Consider the following 16,404-nt stretch of genomic DNA (forward strand, 5'->3'; position numbering starts at 1 on the left):
GATGAAAAAACTGTTGTTCGCCCTGCTGACGCTCTGTGCCGCCTGCGCAACCTATGCCAGCGAACGTATCGTCGTGGCCGGCGGCTCGCTCAGCGAACTGATCTACGCGCTTGACGCCGGTAATCAGGTTGTCGGCGTCGATGAGACCACCTCCTGGCCGCCGGAAACGGCCGGGCTGCCGCATATCGGCTACTGGAAGCAGCTCAGCAGCGAAGGCATTTTATCCCTCAGGCCGGACGTTTTTATCACCTGGCAGGATGCCGGGCCGCAGATCGTACTGGATCAGCTGCGGACGCAAAAAGTTCAGGTCGTCACCCTGCCGCGCATACCGGCCACGGTTGAACAGATGTACGCCAATATTCGCCAGCTGGCAAAAACGCTGCAGGTTCCTGAACGAGGCGATACGCTGGTGAAGGGGATTCAACAGCGACTGGAACGCGTTCAGCGCAGCGTAGCGGCGCAGAACGCGCCGCTCAGGGCGATGTTTATTCTCTCCGCGGGCGGCAGCGCGCCGCAGGTCGCCGGCAGGGGCAGCGTTGCCGACGCTATTCTGACCCTCGCGGGCGCGCGGAACGTGGCTTCGCACGAGCAGTATAAAAGCTACAGCGCGGAATCGCTGATTGCGGCAAACCCGGAGGTGATCGTCGTGACCTCGCAAATGGTTGGCGGCGATATTGACCGGCTGCGCGCCGTCGCCGGCATCACCCACACCGCCGCATGGAAAAACCGGCGCATTATCACGATAGATCAGTCGCTGATCCTCGGTATGGGCCCCCGGGTTGCCGACGCGGTTGAATCCCTTAACCAGCAGTTCTGGCCCCAATAACTGGATTTGATGTTGATGCTATGAAGACTAACAACGATCTGGACCTCTCCGCGCATTTCGCGCTGGAGGGCGGCCAGCCCTTTAAAGATCGACGGGCCACCATGCCGTGGCGCGGCGCAATCCCGGTGGCGAAAGAGCAGCTGGCGCAAACCTGGCAGGAGGTGCTCGACCACCGCGCGCCGCCGCGTAAACGTCTGCTGTACTTACATATTCCTTTTTGCGCAACCCACTGCACTTTTTGCGGCTTTTATCAAAATCGCTATGAGGATGACCACTGCGCCCGCTATACCGACGCGCTGCTGCGCGAAATCGAAATGGAGGCCGATAGCGTCCTGCACCAGTCGGCGCCGATCCACGCGGTCTATTTTGGCGGCGGCACGCCCTCCGCGCTGGCGGCGCAGGATCTGGCGATAATTATCACCACCCTGCGGGAAAAGCTGCCCCTCGCGCCGGACTGCGAAATCACTATCGAAGGACGAGTACTTAACTTTGATGACAATCGCATCGACGCCTGCCTGGATGCCGGAGCCAATCGCTTCTCCATCGGCATTCAGTCCTTCAACAGCAAGGTGCGTAAGAAAATGGCCCGCACCTCTGACGGCCCCACCGCCGCCGCCTTTATGCGGGGGCTGGTGCGGCGGGATCGCGCGGCCGTGGTGTGCGATCTGCTTTTCGGCCTTCCCGGCCAGGACGCAACGCTGTGGGAGGAAGATCTCAAAATCGCCCGCGACATCGGGCTCGACGGCGTCGATCTCTACGCCCTTAATCTGCTCCCCAACACGCCGCTGGGCAAAGCCGTGGAAAACGGTCGCACCGCCGTCCCCACGCCGGCAGAGCGGCGCGATCTCTATCTGCAGGGCTGCGACTTCATGGAGAGCGCGGGCTGGCGCTGTATCAGCAACAGCCACTGGGCCCGCACGACCCGCGAACGCAATCTCTACAACCTGCTGATTAAACAAGGGGCCGACTGCCTGGCCCTCGGCTCCGGCGCCGGCGGCTCGGTCAACGGCTATTCGTGGATGGTGGAACGTAACCTGACGGCCTGGCACGAAGCGATCGCCGCCGGGAAAAAGCCGCTGATGATGATGATGCGCACCGCCGAGCGCGGTTTTCAGTGGCGGCATACGCTACAGGCGGGCGTGGAAACCGCCCGCGTCCCACTGGATGAACTCACGCCGCGCGCCGGGGAGCTGGCGCCTTTGCTGGCCCAATGGCATCGGGCGGGGCTCACCCGCGACGCCTCAACCTGCCTGCGCCTGACCAACGAAGGACGCCTCTGGGCCAGCAACATTTTGCAGTCTCTTGATGAACTGATTCAACAACTTAACGCGCCGCACATTGCGGTAGAGCAACCCTAAGAGGAGTGATTTATGAGCCATGTTTCTTTAGCGGAATTTTTGCTAACCGAGCCGGACGGCACCCTGGAGGCGATCGCCGATCGCTACCACACCTCCCTGCTGGAGGTGGTGCAAAACCTCCCCTCCCCGACGCTCGTGTCGGGTGAGAACTTTGACGCCGTCTGGGAAACCGTCAGCGAATGGGGCAAGGTCACGACGCTGGTTCATACCGCCGACGTCATCCTCGAGTTTACCGGCGAGCTGCCTTCCGGATTCCACCGTCACGGCTATTTCAACCTGCGCGGCAAAAAGGGCATGACGGGCCATATCAAAGCGGAAAACTGCCGCCATATCGCGCTGATTGAACGTAAATTTATGGGTATGGACACCGCGTCGATTCTCTTCTTTAACCAGGCAGGTAGCGCGATGTTCAAGATTTTCCTCGGCCGCGACGAGCATCGCCAGCTGCTCGCTGAGCAGGTTAGCGCCTTCCGGGCCCTGGCCGCTTCCCTCAAGGAAACCGCCTGATGACGCCGTGGTTAATCTTTGGCGCCGGCGGCAGCGGCACGGGCGCAAAGACTCTTGAACTGGCGCTGGCGGAGCGGCTCCCCGTTCTGGCCGTGGTGCGTAACCCGCAGTCCGCAGCCGCCCTTGAGGCTAAAGGCGTGCGGGTTTTCCCCGGCGACGCCTGCGATGCCGCCGTGGTGGCTCGCGCCTGCCACGCCGCCGGCCCGGATGCGCTAATCGTCTCCTCTATGGGCGGCGCCGAGGACTACCTGGCGCACCGGACTGTTATTGATGCCGCAGAAAAAGCGGGCATCGGGCGAATGATTCTGGTGACCTCGCTGGGCTGCGGCGATAGCTGGCCCTTTTTATCCCCACGCGCCAAAGCCGCGTTTGGCCAGGCGGTGCGCGAAAAAACGCTGGCGGAAAGCTGGCTGCAAACCAGCGGCCTCGATTATGCCATCCTGCGCCCCGGCGGCCTGCTCAACGGCGAGGCGAGCGGTAAAGCGCAGCGCTTGCAGAACCAGGAGTGCCACGGTTTCGTGCGGCGCGCGGACGTTGCCGCGCATATTCACGAGCTGGCCGCCGCGCCGGCGCTCAACAATCAGATCTACAGCCTGATTGAGCCGGACCTCAAGCCGGCGTAATCCCCTCGCGGCGCGGCAGATCCGCGCCGCAAAGACGTTATGGAGTTTTGCGTGCTCAAGGATTCACTCTCTTCCGCCAGCGTACTGACGGGCCTTGCGCTGCTGCTGGCCGCACTGGTGCTGGTTGGCGCCAGCCAGGGCGCGCTGAATATCAGCTTCAGCGCCCTGTTTGACGAAGAATATCGCGATATCTGGCTGAATATTCGCCTCCCTCGCGTGCTGCTGGCGGTGCTGGTGGGCAGCGCGCTGGCGACGGCTGGGGTCATTATGCAGGGCCTGTTTCGTAACCCGATGGCCGATCCCGGCCTGCTCGGCGTCAGCAGCGGCTCCGCGCTGATGGTGGGGGTGGCGATTGTTCTGCCCTTCTCATTTCCGGTGGTTCTGGCTCTCTACGAGCAGATGATTTTTGCCGTCGCCGGCAGCATGGCGGTCTGCGCCGTCATTTTCCTCATCAGCCGGCGCCACGCGCACGGCGGCATGATGCAGCTCCTGTTAGCCGGCATCGCTATCAACGCGCTGTGCGGAGCGGCGATCGGCGTGCTGAGCTACATCGGCGACGAGCAGCAGCTGCGCCAGCTCACCCTATGGATGATGGGCAACCTTGGCCAGGCGCAGTGGCCTACGCTGCTGGTCGCCGGCTCGTTTATCCTGCCGGCCGTTGTCGCCACGCTGTTTCTTGCCGGGACGCTCAACCTGCTGCAGCTGGGGGATGAAGAGGCGCACTACCTCGGCGTTAACGTTAAGCGTAAACGTCAGCAGCTGCTGTTGCTCAGCTCGCTGCTGGTGGGCGCGGCCGTTTCGGTGAGCGGCGTGATCGGCTTTATTGGCCTGGTGATCCCGCACCTGATCCGCATGACCATCGGGGCCGATCATCGCTGGCTTATCCCCTGCTCGACCCTGGCCGGAGCCTGCCTGCTGCTGGTGGCCGATACCCTCGCCCGCACGCTGGTGCAGCCGGCGGAGATGCCCGTCGGCCTGCTGACCAGCCTGATCGGCGGACCCTATTTTCTGTGGCTGATCCTGCGCAGCCGGAGGGCGTCATGATTCGGGCCGAAAATCTGGTTTATACCCTGCAGGGGCGTCGCCTGACCGATAACGTCTCCCTGACGCTGCCCGGCGGGGAGATCGTCGCTATTCTCGGCCCAAACGGCGCCGGAAAGTCCACGCTGCTGCGCCAGCTCACGGGCTACCTGCGGCCGCACGCCGGGCAGTGCTCCCTGCTGGGTACGCCGCTGGAGGCGTGGTCGATAGCCGAGCTGGCGAAAACCCGCGCCGTGATGCGGCAGAACGGCCATATGGCGTTTCCGTTCAGCGTGCAGGAGGTGATCCGCATGGGCAGACATCCCTGGCGGACGCAGAGCTCGCGCGATGAAACGGACCGCATCATGGCGCTGTGCGACTGCCGGGATCTGGCCGCCCGCGACTATCGGCAGCTCTCCGGCGGCGAACAGCAGCGGGTACAGCTGGCGCGCCTGCTGGTGCAGCTCTGGGAGCCGGTCCCGTCGCCCAAATGGCTGTTTCTGGATGAGCCCACTTCCGCCCTCGATATTCACCACCAGCAGCATCTTTTCCGTCTGCTGTGCCGTCTGGTGCGCGAGCGGCAGTTTAACGTCTGCTGCGTGCTGCACGATCTTAATCTCGCCGCCCGCTATGCCGATCGCGTGGTGCTGATGGATAAAGGGCGCGTCGTCGATAGCGGCACCCCGCAGGCGGTTATGCAGCAGCGGACGCTGAAAGACCTCTACGGAGCGGATATCACGGTAATTAAAGAGTCTGAAAATCAAACGCCGCTTATCGTTCTTGACCATTAAGCACAGGGGGATTACGGTGGTGGAACTCCCCTTCTTGTCCTCAGTTTGTCCCTTTTATAAAAATGCGTTTCCCCTTGCTGGAATCTCAAATGAATAACAATAAATTAAAAAACAAAAAGTTTCCAAATGAAAGCTCATGGGGTATCCCGGCGCTGAAATTGCTCTTCACCGTCATGATGATTTAGTATCTCATTGTAATAGTTCATTCATCGATACAGTGTATAACCCAATACCCAATATAACCCCTATTTATTAATAGATGATAATTCCGAGAAAAACAGAACATTACGGATAGTTTTAAACAGGGATTAAGAGTTCCAACTAAAAAAAAGCCAAAAAATTACATATTAGCCATTTACTCTCCCTACTCAATATATATACTTCCTGCAGGATTTTACAAAACCATAAGGGAGAAAGAACATGTCCATTCCAGGTAATATGTGGCTCTATGATGATGGTGGTGCATTAATCAAAGGCGGTTGTGATGTCATGAAAAGGGAATCCAGCATCGAGTTTAAAGGGTTTCACCACAACCTCTCAATTCCTACCGACAATGCCACCGGAAAACCTACCGGCACCCGTCAACACTCACCGATGATCATTGTAAAAGAGTTCGACTACTCAAGCCCATACTTATATAAAGCAGTTGCCACAGGTCAGAACCTAAAATCTGCTGAGATAAAATGGTATAAAATCGACAATGCTGGTCAGGAAGTAGAATATTTCAACATGTTACTCGAAGGCGTAAGGATCGTATCCATATCCCCGACGATGGCATCTCCAGAAGATAAAAATAATAACCACCTGGAATCTATTGAGTTACGATATGAAAAGATTACCAGGAAGCATTGTGATGGAAACATAATATTCACGGATTCCTGGAACGAACGGCAGACGGCATAATAGGTGATAGAATGGATACGACAGAAGAACTGAACGGAACCTACTTCTACCACGGACAAGCTAACCTGTCGCCAGGCGAACTTTTCGATGTTATTTTCCTCGAACAATTTTGTGATGAACTGGGGATCGCCATTGAGTCAGGTGCCGCTATTCTTGCTGGTCAACCGTGGTTAAAAACCAGGGCTAAACCCGGAGAAGCGATAAAAGGCACGAGTGTTGTTTCCAGATACGGGAGAATAATTTTGAGAAATGCCCGAACGCCATTTGGCATCAGAGTTCCTACACCCGTCGGCGTGAGAATGCGTAAAACGAATAACCTTGCTGCGGTTATCGCTCGCTATATTCCCTGGTTAGGTTGGATAGGTCTTGTAAATTCAATTTACCAGACAGCAAGAAAAACTCAGGAAAAATACAACCTCATAGCCCGCCCGAAGCATCGTATACGGTGGACATCCTTTTGATGGATCCCATATCGGAAGAGGTGCTGGCGCTTTTCAGGAAAGAGATCTCAGGATATTTAGACGGCGGCTGGAACGAGATTCCTTTGGAGCTCGACGATGATTTGTTTGATGCTCCCGGCGACGACCTCCACGATGCTTTGCATAAATTTGAGGATCGGTTTAATGTCGATCTATCTGCTGTCAAATGGTCATCTTATTTTCCATGGGAAAACACGCCGCGACTAACGCGGTGGTTTAAGGCTAAGCGCGAGGATATTGAGAGAGCCCGCAAGCCTTTAACCATAAGAATGTTTGCCGAATCAGCCAAAGCGGGTAAATGGCTGTACGACTGAATAAGACATCACTGCAAATAACTCCCCGTGCGAGGAGGGTTAATCACGCCAGCTGAATCAGAATATCTGGAATTCCACTTTAGATGTCCTTACGTGCCGGCCAATTCCCCTGGCTCATTTTGTGGCTGTCAGTCCAGCATCCGTTTTAGCGAAGTAATACCAGCAATATTAAGCATAAAAACAGTATCAATGCCGTAACGACTCACGATTAAAAAAGAAAAATAGACGTCGATCTTAACATTGAACTCGAAAACAGAATGACCTGAACTGAAGTCTACGGCCGTTTTTCGGGGTTCAAGTATTCGGGCGCTATCGCGCTGGAGTACTGAAACCGACCCGACACAATAAACGCCTTGACCTTCCCCTTGCTGGAAGGTTTAACCTTTACCACAGTTGGCTAATCCACATAATAAGGAGTTTGTTATGTCACAAACCATCGACCTGACGCTCGATGGCCTCACCTGCGGCCACTGCGTCAAACGGGTAAAAGAGAGCCTGGAGCAGCGTCCTGACGTTGAACAGGCGGACGTCACCACCACCGAAGCGCACGTCACCGGCAGCGCCAGCGCCGAAGCGCTCATCGATACGATTCAGAAAGCCGGATACGGTGCGGAGCTCAGCCACCCAAAGGCTAAACCGCTGGCGGACTCAATACTCCCGTCGGAAGCACTGACAGCGGCCCTTCCTCAGCTTCCGACAGCCCATGACGGCGATGACAGCCAACAGCTACTGATCAACGGCATGAGCTGCGCCAGCTGCGTTTCCCGGGTACAGAAGGCGCTTGCCGCGGTACCGGGCGTCGCGCAGGCGCGGGTAAATCTGGCGGAACGCACTGCGCTGGTCATGGGCAGCGCGTCCGCCGCAGAATTAGTGCAGGCGGTGGAGAACGCAGGCTACGGCGCAGAGGCTATTGAAGACGATCTGGAGCGCCGCGAACGCCAGCAGGAAACCGCCATCGCCACCATGAAACGCTTCCGCTGGCAGGCGATCGTCGCCCTGCTGGTGGGCGTGCCGGTAATGGTGTGGGGAATGTTCGGTGACAACATGATGGTCACCGACGACAACCGTTCGCTGTGGCTGGCTATCGGGCTTGTCACCCTGGCGGTAATGGTCTTTGCCGGCGGCCACTTCTACCGTAGCGCCTGGAAAAGCCTGAGAAACGGCACCGCCACCATGGATACGCTGGTGGCGCTGGGTACCGGGGTCGCCTGGCTCTACTCAATGAGCGTCAACCTGTGGCCGCAGTGGTTCCCGATGGAAGCCCGCCACCTCTATTATGAAGCCAGCGCCATGATTATCGGCCTGATTAACCTCGGCCATATGCTGGAAGCCCGCGCCCGGCAGCGCTCTTCGCGGGCGCTGGAAAAACTGCTCGACCTGACGCCGCTGTCGGCGCGCGTAGTCACGCCTGAGGGCGAAAAGAACGTACCGCTGGCGGAGGTTCATCCCGGTATGACCCTGCGTCTGACCACCGGCGACCGGGTGCCGGTTGACGGCACCATCGCCCAGGGCGAGGCCTGGCTTGATGAAGCCATGCTGACCGGCGAACCGATCCCGCAGCAGAAAAGCGGCGGAGATCCCCTGCACGCCGGGACGGTAGTACAGGACGGCAGCGTGCTGTTTACCGCCAGCGCCGTGGGCAGTCAGACCACGCTGGCGCGAATTATCCGCATGGTGCGCCAGGCGCAGAGCAGTAAGCCGGAAATCGGCCAGCTGGCGGATAGAATCTCCGCGGTCTTCGTCCCGGCGGTGGTGGCCATCGCGCTGTTCAGCGCGGCCATCTGGTACTTCTTCGGCCCGGCGCCGCAAATCGTCTATACCCTGATCATCGCCACCACGGTGCTGATTATCGCCTGCCCGTGCGCGCTGGGACTGGCAACGCCGATGTCGATTATTTCCGGCGTTGGCCGGGCGGCGGAGTACGGCGTGCTGGTGCGCGACGCCGATGCGCTACAGCGCGCCAGCCAGCTGGATACCGTCGTGTTCGATAAAACCGGTACCCTGACCGAAGGGAGACCGCAGGTTGTGGCGGTAAAAACCTTTACGGCTATCGATGAGGCGAGCGCTTTACGCCTGGCCGCCGCGCTGGAACAGGGCTCCAGCCACCCTCTGGCGCGGGCGATCCTCGACAAAGCGACGGAAAGCGCGCTGCCGGTGGTCGGCAACTTCCGCACCCTGCGCGGACTGGGGGTAAGCGGCGAAGCCGACGGCCATCGTCTCCTGCTCGGCAATCAGGCGCTGCTCAACGAGCAAAATATTGCCACCGACGCGGCGGAAAGCGACCTCAACGCTCAGGCCGCGCAGGGCGCCACGCCGGTGCTGCTGGCGGTCGACGGCGAGGTTGCGGCGCTGATCGCCATTCGCGATCCGCTGCGCGGCGACAGCGTGGCGGCGCTGGCCCGCCTGCATCGCCAGGGCTACCGTCTGGTGATGCTCACCGGGGATAACCCGGTTACGGCCAACGCTATCGCCAAAGAAGCCGGTATCGACGAGGTGATTGCCGGCGTCCTTCCGGACGGTAAAGCTGATGCCATCAAGCGCCTGCAAAGCCAGGGGCACCAGGTCGCGATGGTCGGCGACGGCATTAACGACGCCCCGGCGCTGGCGCAGGCCGATGTCGGCATTGCGATGGGCGGCGGCAGCGACGTCGCCATTGAAACGGCGGCGATTACCCTGATGCGCCACAGCCTGAACGGCGTCGCCGACGCGCTGGCCATCTCAAAAGCCACGCTGCGTAATATGAAGCAGAACCTGCTGGGCGCCTTTGTCTATAACTCGCTGGGCATTCCGATTGCCGCCGGGATCCTCTGGCCGCTCACCGGTACGCTGCTCAACCCGGTGGTTGCCGGGGCGGCGATGGCGCTCTCCTCGATAACCGTGGTGAGCAACGCCAACCGCCTGCTGCGCTTTAAACCAAAAGAGTAAACTCTCACGCGGACCCGAACCTGAAGCCTTCCCGGATAGCGGCACCACGCCCTGTCCGGGCTAGCGCACGCTTATCCTCCCGCCCACGCTTGCGCCCTCTGGCCGCGCGCGCTAGCATGAGTTCTTCACATTGCGGAGCGCGTATGGGCCTGTTAAACCGAATAAAAATGCTGTGGCGAGCCGCCTTTGGCTCGTCTTATTCCTGGCCGGCGCTGGACGTTACCCTCCCCGGCGGTCGCTATCTGCATCTCGTCGGCAGCATTCATATGGGCACCCGCGATATGTCGCCGCCGCCGGCGAGGCTGCTGAAAAAAATCCGCCAGGCCGATGCGCTGATTGTCGAAGCCGACATTACCGGTAACGAGACGCCCTTCAGCAACCTCCCCGCCTATCCGCCGCTGGCCGAGCGCCTGAGCGCCGACCAAATAGCCGAGCTGGAGGCCCGCGCCGCGGAGCTGGGGCTGGCAACCGCCCTTTTCGACAGCCAGCCGCTATGGCAGGTTGCTATGGCGCTGCAGGCGACCCAGGCGCAAAAGCTGGGGCTGCGTCCGGATTATGGGATCGATTACCAGCTGCTGATGGCGGCGCGCGAGCACCGCGTACGGGTGATGGAGCTGGAGGGGACCGATAGCCAGATAGCGCTGCTGCGCGATTTGCCCGACGGCGGGCTGGCGCTGCTGGAGGACACCCTGACCCACTGGCGCACCAACGCCCGTCTGCTGCAGGTGATGATCGGCTGGTGGCTGGAGCAGCCGCCGGCAACTGGGGCCGCCTCGCTGCCCACGACCTTCAGCCAGTCGCTGTACGATGTGCTGATGCATCAGCGCAACCTCGCCTGGCGCGAAACGCTGCTGGCCCTGCCGCCGGGGCGCTACGTTGTCGCCGTCGGCGCGCTGCATTTATACGGTGAAGGGAACCTGCCTGATATGCTGACGTAAAAAAATGGCCAATATTTCTATTGGCCCGTCAAAGAGGAATTTCATCATTATTATTATCCCGAGATTTGCACCTCGGATCGTTCGATTGTCGCTCAAAGTGACCATCACTGCCAATACTATTGCGCAAGATGGTACTATTTTTTACACAATCATCAGGCGTATGCTTAACGCACATTAGATCGGTTGGTAAGAAGGATAACGATGACTCCCGCCGTTAAATTACTCGAAAAAAACAACATCCCTTTTAAGATCCACAGCTACGATCACGATCCCAGCGAAACCAACTTCGGCGACGAAGTGGTGCGTAAACTGGGACTGAATGCGGATCAGGTTTATAAGACGCTGCTGGTGGCGATAAACGGGGATATGAAGCATCTGGCCGTGGCGGTGACGCCGGTTGCCGGCCAGCTGGATTTGAAAAAAGTGGCCAAAGCGCTGGGCGCGAAGAAAGTGGATATGGCCGACCCGATGGTGGCGCAGCGGGTCACCGGCTATCTGGTCGGCGGCATCAGCCCGCTTGGGCAGAAAAAGCGTCTGCCGACGGTGATTGACGCCCCGGCGCAGGAGTTTGCCACCATGTATATCTCAGGCGGCAGACGCGGGCTGGATATCGAGCTGGCGGCCAGCGATCTGGCGAAAATCCTGGATGCGACGTTCGCCGATATCGCCCGCCGCGATTAATCTCTCCAGCCGCCTCGCGCCGCTGACCGGGCCAAAGCCACAACCCGGCGAGCGGCGCGGCTCCGTTACTGCCAGCTCACCTCGCCTTTCGGCTCAAACGCCGCCGCGTCCAGCGGGGAGTTCTTCTGGATATACTCTTTCAGCACTTCGGCGTCGATGAAGCCGGTATTGACGTAGCCTGGCTTAGCGTCGATATGCGGATAGCCGTCGCCGCCGGTGCCGTTAAAGCTCAGGGTCGCCATGCGGTAGGTTTTCGTCGGATCGACCGGCTGACCTTTGATTTTCAAATCATTCAGCTTGCCGTTTTTCGCCACAAAGCTGACGTTGGCGAACTGCGGATAGGCTCCGGAATCGGGCTTCATCTGCGCCACGGCGGTGAGATACTCCGTCACCTCCTGGCCGTTCATATCGATATACACCAGCACGTTGCCGAAGGGCTGCACCTTCATCACGTCTTTATAGGTAATATCTCCGGCTTCGATGGAGTCGCGGATGCCGCCGCCGCTCATCACCGCAAAGTCGGCGCCGCTGCGCGCCATCTGCGCCGCCAGCAGCAGCTGCCCCATGTTGGTCTGCACGAAGCGCACCTTGCTGCGATCGCCCTCAAGATGGCCGTTGACGCTGCCGATTTTCACCTGCAGCTGCGCTTTGCCCTTGTTCTGGAACGGCGTCAGCAGCGATAGCATCTGCGCGTTTTCCGGGATCTGCGGCGTGTAGAGCACGCGTTCGCTCTGGCCGTTGTCGTAGGTCACCTTTTTCTTCAGGTTGACCGGGATCAGCTGATAGTGCACCAGCTTCATTTCGCCGTTGCGGAATTCAAAATCCGCGCGGCCCACGTATTTGCCCCACTCATGCACCTGGACGATCCAGATGCCGTTTTGCTTGTCCGGCGCGCACGGCGTACCGGGAACGTAATCCACCTGCTTTTTATTCTCCGCCGCCATGCATACCGGGTCCTGCGAATGGCCGCCGACGATCATCGCCAGCGCGCCGGCGGGCAGACTGCGCGCCATCTCCACGTCGCCCGGCGCATTCGAACCGTGCTCGCCGTTGTCGTAGTGGCCCATATGGGTGGTGGCCAGAATCACGTCCGGCTTTTCATTCTGCTGCAGCTCCTGAATAACCAGCTTCGCCTCTTCCGCCGGCTTGCGGAATTCAATATCGGTGAAGTACTCCGGGTTGCCAATTTTGGCGGTGTCGTCCGTCGTCAGGCCAATCACCGCGATATTCAGCCCGCCGCGCTTAAATAGCGCCCAGGGCTTAAACAGGCGCTCGCCGGTGCTTTTCTGGTAAATATTGGCCGACAGGAACGGGAATTTAGCCCACTTCTCCTGCTGGCGCAGCACGCTGAGCGGATTATCAAACTCATGGTTGCCTACCGCCATCGCGTCGTAGCCAATCAGGTTCATGCCGCGAAAATCGGGTTCCGCATCCTGTAAATCAGACTCCGGAACGCCGGTATTAATATCCCCGCCGGATAACAGCAGCACGCTGCCGCCCTCGGCGGCCACCTCTTTACGAATACCGTCCACCAGCGTTTTTTGCGCCGAAAGACCATATTCGCCGTAATCGCTGCGCCAGAAATGTCCGTGATGATCGTTGGTATGCAGAATGGTGATTTTGTAGGTTTTATCCTGCTCATAGGCCTGCGCAGACAGGCTTCCCAGCGATAGCGCCGCCAATAGCGCCAGCGCCACGCCGCGTTTCACAAATTGCATATTTCTCTCCCTGATTTAATAACAAGTGCCGAAAGTATAGCGAGTTAAGCGATTAGACAAATATGTTTTCAGAATTGCGGCTTCCTTCAAACCTTAGGCGCAGGTATGTTAGTCAGATAATAATTCTACCTGCATCCTCTAATAAGAACCTTTAAGTGAATCTATGGCAATGAATCAGACCGCTCAACCCCTATCCGGCCCGGCTGCGCCGCCGCAAAAAGCGCGCACCTCGTTTGGCATTCTGGGAGCCATCAGCCTTTCCCACCTGCTGAACGATATGATCCAGTCGCTGATCCTGGCGATCTACCCGCTGCTGCAATCGGAGTTTTCCCTCACCTTCGTGCAGATCGGCATGATCACCCTCACCTTCCAGCTCGCTTCTTCGCTCCTGCAGCCGGTGGTAGGCTATCTAACCGATAAGCATCCGATGCCGTGGTCGCTGCCCGTCGGCATGTGCTTTACCCTCTGCGGGCTGGTGCTGCTGGCGCTGGCGGGAAGCTTCGGTACGGTGCTGCTGGCCGCCGCGCTGGTCGGTACCGGCTCCTCGGTCTTCCATCCGGAATCCTCCCGCGTGGCGCGCATGGCCTCCGGCGGACGCCACGGCCTGGCCCAGTCGCTGTTCCAGGTGGGCGGAAACTTTGGCAGCTCGCTGGGCCCGCTGCTGGCGGCGGTTATCATTGCCCCTTACGGCAAAGGCAACGTCGCCTGGTTCGTGCTCGCCGCACTGCTGGCTATCGTCGTGCTGTCGCAAATTAGCCGCTGGTACGCCGCGCAGCATCGGATGAACAAGGGTAAGCCGAAGGCCGTCATTGCCAATCCGCTGCCCAAAAACAAGGTTATTCTGGCGGTCAGCATCCTGCTGATGCTTATTTTCTCGAAATACTTCTATATGGCGAGCATTAGCAGCTACTACACCTTTTATCTGATGGATAAGTTTGGCTTATCGGTGCAAAACGCGCAGATTCATCTGTTTATCTTCCTGTTCGCGGTTGCCGCAGGAACGGTGATTGGCGGGCCTGTCGGTGATAAAATTGGGCGGAAATACGTGATTTGGGGCTCGATCCTCGGCGTGGCGCCGTTTACCCTTATTTTACCCTACGCAACCCTCGAATGGACGGGGATTCTGACCATGATTATTGGTTTTATCCTCGCATCGGCGTTTTCTGCCATTCTGGTTTACGCCCAGGAGCTGTTACCGGGTCGAATTGGCATGGTTTCCGGCCTGTTCTTCGGCTTTGCATTTGGCATGGGCGGCCTGGGAGCCGCGGTGCTGGGGCTGCTGGCGGATCACACCAACATCGAGCTGGTCTATAAAATCTGCGCTTTCCTGCCTCTGCTGGGTATATTGACGATATTCCTCCCTAACAATCACCAAAAAGCGTGATTATACGGCAGCCAAAGTGAAAGTTTGGCTGCCGTAACCCCTTACTCTATCAGTGCTCCCCCGGATTACCTGCTGCTGTTTTCCGATCTGTGCTTTTTCGCTGCCTGATTCCGTTTTTCTGCATAATTCAACAATTATTCATAAACAAAACCGCTAAAACTGTCATAAACTATTACTCGGTTTTTGGTTAAATACCGAAAATGGATGGGCTCACCACACGCAAGGAGACGGAATGCACCACGCAACACCGCTTATCACCACCATTGTCGGCGGGCTGGTCCTCGCTTTTATCTTTGGCATGATTGCCAATAAGCTACGTATTTCTCCACTGGTGGGCTATTTATTAGCGGGCGTACTCTCCGGCCCCTTTACCCCGGGTTTTGTTGCGGATACCAAACTGGCGCCAGAGCTGGCCGAGCTTGGGGTCATTTTGCTGATGTTCGGCGTCGGTCTGCATTTCTCTTTAAAAGATTTAATGGCGGTAAAGTCGATCGCCATTCCCGGCGCGATTGCCCAGATAGGCGTGGCGACGCTGCTAGGTATGGCGCTTTCCGCAATGCTCGGCTGGTCGCTGATGACCGGTATCGTTTTTGGTCTGTGTCTCTCTACCGCCAGTACAGTGGTGCTGCTGCGCGCGCTGGAGGAACGCCAGCTTATTGATAGTCAGCGAGGGCAAATCGCCATCGGCTGGCTAATCGTCGAAGATTTAGTGATGGTGCTGACGCTGGTGCTGCTGCCCGCCGTCGCCGGAATGACGGAGAGAGGCGACGTCGGCCTGGCGTCGCTGGCCGTGGATATGGGCATCACCATCGGTAAAGTTATCGCCTTTATCGCCATTATGATGCTGGTTGGCCGCCGCCTGGTGCCGTGGATTATGTCGCGCAGCGCCGCCACCGGTTCGCGGGAGCTGTTCACGCTTTCGGTGCTGGCGCTGGCGCTGGGGATTGCCTTCGGCGCGGTTGAGCTGTTTGATGTCTCCTTCGCCCTCGGCGCATTTTTCGCCGGCATGGTGCTGAACGAATCCGAGCTCAGCCACCGCGCCGCTCACGATACGCTGCCGCTTCGCGACGCGTTCGCGGTGCTGTTCTTTGTTTCCGTCGGCATGCTGTTCGACCCGATGATCCTGCTGGAGCAGCCGCTGGCGGTGCTGGCAACGCTGGCGATTATCATCTTCGGTAAGTCGGTGGTGGCCTTCTTCCTCGTGCGGATGTTCGGCCACTCCCCGCGCACCGCGCTGACCATCGCCGCCAGCCTGGCGCAAATCGGTGAGTTCGCCTTTATCCTCGCCGGGCTCGGCATGGCGCTGGATCTGCTGCCGCAGGCCGGGCAAAACCTGGTGCTGGCCGGGGCGATTATCTCCATTATGCTCAACCCGGTGCTGTTCGCGCTGCTGGAAAAATACCTCGATAAAACCGAAACTCTCGACGAGCAAACCCTCGAAGAGGTGCTGGAAGAAGAGAAGCAAATTCCGGTCGATATCTGCAACCACGCGCTGCTGGTGGGCTTCGGCCGCGTCGGCAGCCTGCTCGGCGAGAAGCTGATGGCCCAGGGTATTCCGCTGGTGGTTATCGAAACCTCGCGCACCCGCGTGGACGAACTGCGCGAGCGCGGCATCCGCGCGGTGCTGGGCAACGCGGCAAACGAAGAGATTATGAACCTGGCGCATCTGGACTGCGCCCGCTGGCTGCTGCTGACCATCCCCAACGGCTACGAGGCGGGAGAAATCGTCGCCTCGGCGCGTGAGAAATGCCCGAATATCGAGATTATCGCCCGCGCGCACTACGATGACGAAGTGGACTATATTATCGAACGCGGCGCGAACCAGGTGGTGATGGGCGAGCGGGAAATCGCCCGCGCCATGCTGCTGCTGCTGGAAACGCCGCCGGCGGGAGAAGTGGTCACCGGCTAAGCTCCGCCGCCCTCTCGCCTCGGCGGAG

At 58.8% G+C, this 16,404-nt stretch carries 15 protein-coding genes; 14 read left to right on the top strand and 1 reads right to left on the bottom strand.

From position 1 onward, the window contains the following. The first annotated feature begins 1 nt into the window (after position 1). From AC1M2H_RS21080 to ybaK, 12 genes are all read left to right on the top strand, one after another. Complete coding sequence (locus tag AC1M2H_RS21080) at positions 2-826, top strand: heme/hemin ABC transporter substrate-binding protein (protein ID WP_480152004.1); 825 nt, start codon at positions 2-4, stop codon at positions 824-826. Positions 827-846: 20 nt separating this feature from the next. Next, positions 847-2,184, top strand: coding sequence for a heme anaerobic degradation radical SAM methyltransferase ChuW/HutW (gene hutW, locus AC1M2H_RS21085; protein WP_480148922.1), 1,338 nt, complete (start codon positions 847-849; stop codon positions 2,182-2,184). A gap of 12 nt (positions 2,185-2,196) precedes the next feature. Continuing rightward, positions 2,197-2,691 carry a heme utilization cystosolic carrier protein HutX gene (hutX, locus tag AC1M2H_RS21090; protein ID WP_480148923.1) on the top strand — a complete coding sequence of 165 codons (495 nt, stop codon included), beginning with the start codon at positions 2,197-2,199 and terminating at the stop codon, positions 2,689-2,691. Continuing rightward, positions 2,691-3,314, top strand: coding sequence for an anaerobilin reductase (gene chuY / locus AC1M2H_RS21095; RefSeq protein WP_480148924.1), 624 nt, complete (start codon positions 2,691-2,693; stop codon positions 3,312-3,314). Before hutX ends, chuY begins: the two co-directional genes overlap by 1 nt. A gap of 51 nt (positions 3,315-3,365) precedes the next feature. After that, positions 3,366-4,358, top strand: coding sequence for a FecCD family ABC transporter permease (locus tag AC1M2H_RS21100; protein ID WP_480148925.1), 993 nt, complete (start codon positions 3,366-3,368; stop codon positions 4,356-4,358). Beyond that, entirely contained in the window at positions 4,355-5,125 is a 771-nt protein-coding gene (locus AC1M2H_RS21105) for a heme ABC transporter ATP-binding protein (protein ID WP_480148926.1), read from the top strand. The genes AC1M2H_RS21100 and AC1M2H_RS21105 overlap by 4 nt, the downstream gene beginning before the upstream one ends. 420 nt (positions 5,126-5,545) lie before the next feature. Next, on the top strand, positions 5,546-6,028 hold the full coding sequence (locus tag AC1M2H_RS21110; RefSeq protein WP_480148927.1) for an Hcp family type VI secretion system effector: 483 nt from the start codon (positions 5,546-5,548) through the stop codon (positions 6,026-6,028). 11 nt (positions 6,029-6,039) lie between these two features. After that, positions 6,040-6,489 carry an STM2901 family protein gene (locus tag AC1M2H_RS21115; protein WP_480148928.1) on the top strand — a complete coding sequence of 150 codons (450 nt, stop codon included), beginning with the start codon at positions 6,040-6,042 and terminating at the stop codon, positions 6,487-6,489. Next, complete coding sequence (locus AC1M2H_RS21120; RefSeq protein WP_480148929.1) at positions 6,474-6,821, top strand: DUF1493 family protein; 348 nt, start codon at positions 6,474-6,476, stop codon at positions 6,819-6,821. Before AC1M2H_RS21115 ends, AC1M2H_RS21120 begins: the two co-directional genes overlap by 16 nt. A 423-nt stretch (positions 6,822-7,244) precedes the next feature. Beyond that, positions 7,245-9,746 carry a copper-exporting P-type ATPase CopA gene (gene copA, locus AC1M2H_RS21125; protein ID WP_480148930.1) on the top strand — a complete coding sequence of 834 codons (2,502 nt, stop codon included), beginning with the start codon at positions 7,245-7,247 and terminating at the stop codon, positions 9,744-9,746. Positions 9,747-9,889: 143 nt separating this feature from the next. Further along, positions 9,890-10,684, top strand: coding sequence for a TraB/GumN family protein (locus AC1M2H_RS21130; protein ID WP_480148931.1), 795 nt, complete (start codon positions 9,890-9,892; stop codon positions 10,682-10,684). 201 nt (positions 10,685-10,885) lie between these two features. Next, positions 10,886-11,365 (top strand): Cys-tRNA(Pro)/Cys-tRNA(Cys) deacylase YbaK, encoded by a 480-nt coding sequence (gene ybaK, locus AC1M2H_RS21135; RefSeq protein ID WP_480148932.1) that lies wholly within the window; start codon positions 10,886-10,888, stop codon positions 11,363-11,365. A gap of 65 nt (positions 11,366-11,430) precedes the next feature. Here ybaK and ushA read toward each other — a convergent pair whose 3' ends face one another. Continuing rightward, a complete protein-coding gene (ushA, locus tag AC1M2H_RS21140; RefSeq protein ID WP_480148933.1) occupies positions 11,431-13,083 on the bottom strand; it encodes a bifunctional UDP-sugar hydrolase/5'-nucleotidase UshA in 1,653 nt (550 codons plus the stop codon). A 163-nt stretch (positions 13,084-13,246) separates the two neighbouring features. Between ushA and AC1M2H_RS21145 the strand changes: the two genes are divergently transcribed. Both AC1M2H_RS21145 and ybaL read left to right on the top strand, forming a co-directional pair. Then, positions 13,247-14,467, top strand: coding sequence for an MFS transporter (locus AC1M2H_RS21145; RefSeq protein WP_480148934.1), 1,221 nt, complete (start codon positions 13,247-13,249; stop codon positions 14,465-14,467). A 232-nt stretch (positions 14,468-14,699) separates the two neighbouring features. Next, complete coding sequence (gene ybaL, locus AC1M2H_RS21150) at positions 14,700-16,376, top strand: YbaL family putative K(+) efflux transporter (protein ID WP_480148935.1); 1,677 nt, start codon at positions 14,700-14,702, stop codon at positions 16,374-16,376. Positions 16,377-16,404 lie beyond the last annotated feature (28 nt).

The sequence above is a fragment of the Klebsiella sp. F11 genome (assembly GCF_056712265.1).

Bases quoted from the DNA above. Each gene is read 5' to 3' on its own strand.
- AC1M2H_RS21080 (WP_480152004.1), top strand. From the start codon at position 2: ATGAAAAAACTGTTGTTCGCCCTGCTGACGCTCTGTGCCGCCTGCGCA.
- hutW (WP_480148922.1), top strand. From the start codon at position 847: ATGAAGACTAACAACGATCTGGACCTCTCCGCGCATTTCGCGCTGGAG.
- hutX (WP_480148923.1), top strand. From the start codon at position 2,197: ATGAGCCATGTTTCTTTAGCGGAATTTTTGCTAACCGAGCCGGACGGC.
- chuY (WP_480148924.1), top strand. From the start codon at position 2,691: ATGACGCCGTGGTTAATCTTTGGCGCCGGCGGCAGCGGCACGGGCGCA.
- AC1M2H_RS21105 (WP_480148926.1), top strand. From the start codon at position 4,355: ATGATTCGGGCCGAAAATCTGGTTTATACCCTGCAGGGGCGTCGCCTG.
- AC1M2H_RS21110 (WP_480148927.1), top strand. From the start codon at position 5,546: ATGTCCATTCCAGGTAATATGTGGCTCTATGATGATGGTGGTGCATTA.
- AC1M2H_RS21115 (WP_480148928.1), top strand. From the start codon at position 6,040: ATGGATACGACAGAAGAACTGAACGGAACCTACTTCTACCACGGACAA.
- copA (WP_480148930.1), top strand. From the start codon at position 7,245: ATGTCACAAACCATCGACCTGACGCTCGATGGCCTCACCTGCGGCCAC.
- AC1M2H_RS21130 (WP_480148931.1), top strand. From the start codon at position 9,890: ATGGGCCTGTTAAACCGAATAAAAATGCTGTGGCGAGCCGCCTTTGGC.
- ybaK (WP_480148932.1), top strand. From the start codon at position 10,886: ATGACTCCCGCCGTTAAATTACTCGAAAAAAACAACATCCCTTTTAAG.
- ushA (WP_480148933.1), bottom strand. From the start codon at position 13,083: ATGCAATTTGTGAAACGCGGCGTGGCGCTGGCGCTATTGGCGGCGCTA.
- AC1M2H_RS21145 (WP_480148934.1), top strand. From the start codon at position 13,247: ATGGCAATGAATCAGACCGCTCAACCCCTATCCGGCCCGGCTGCGCCG.
- ybaL (WP_480148935.1), top strand. From the start codon at position 14,700: ATGCACCACGCAACACCGCTTATCACCACCATTGTCGGCGGGCTGGTC.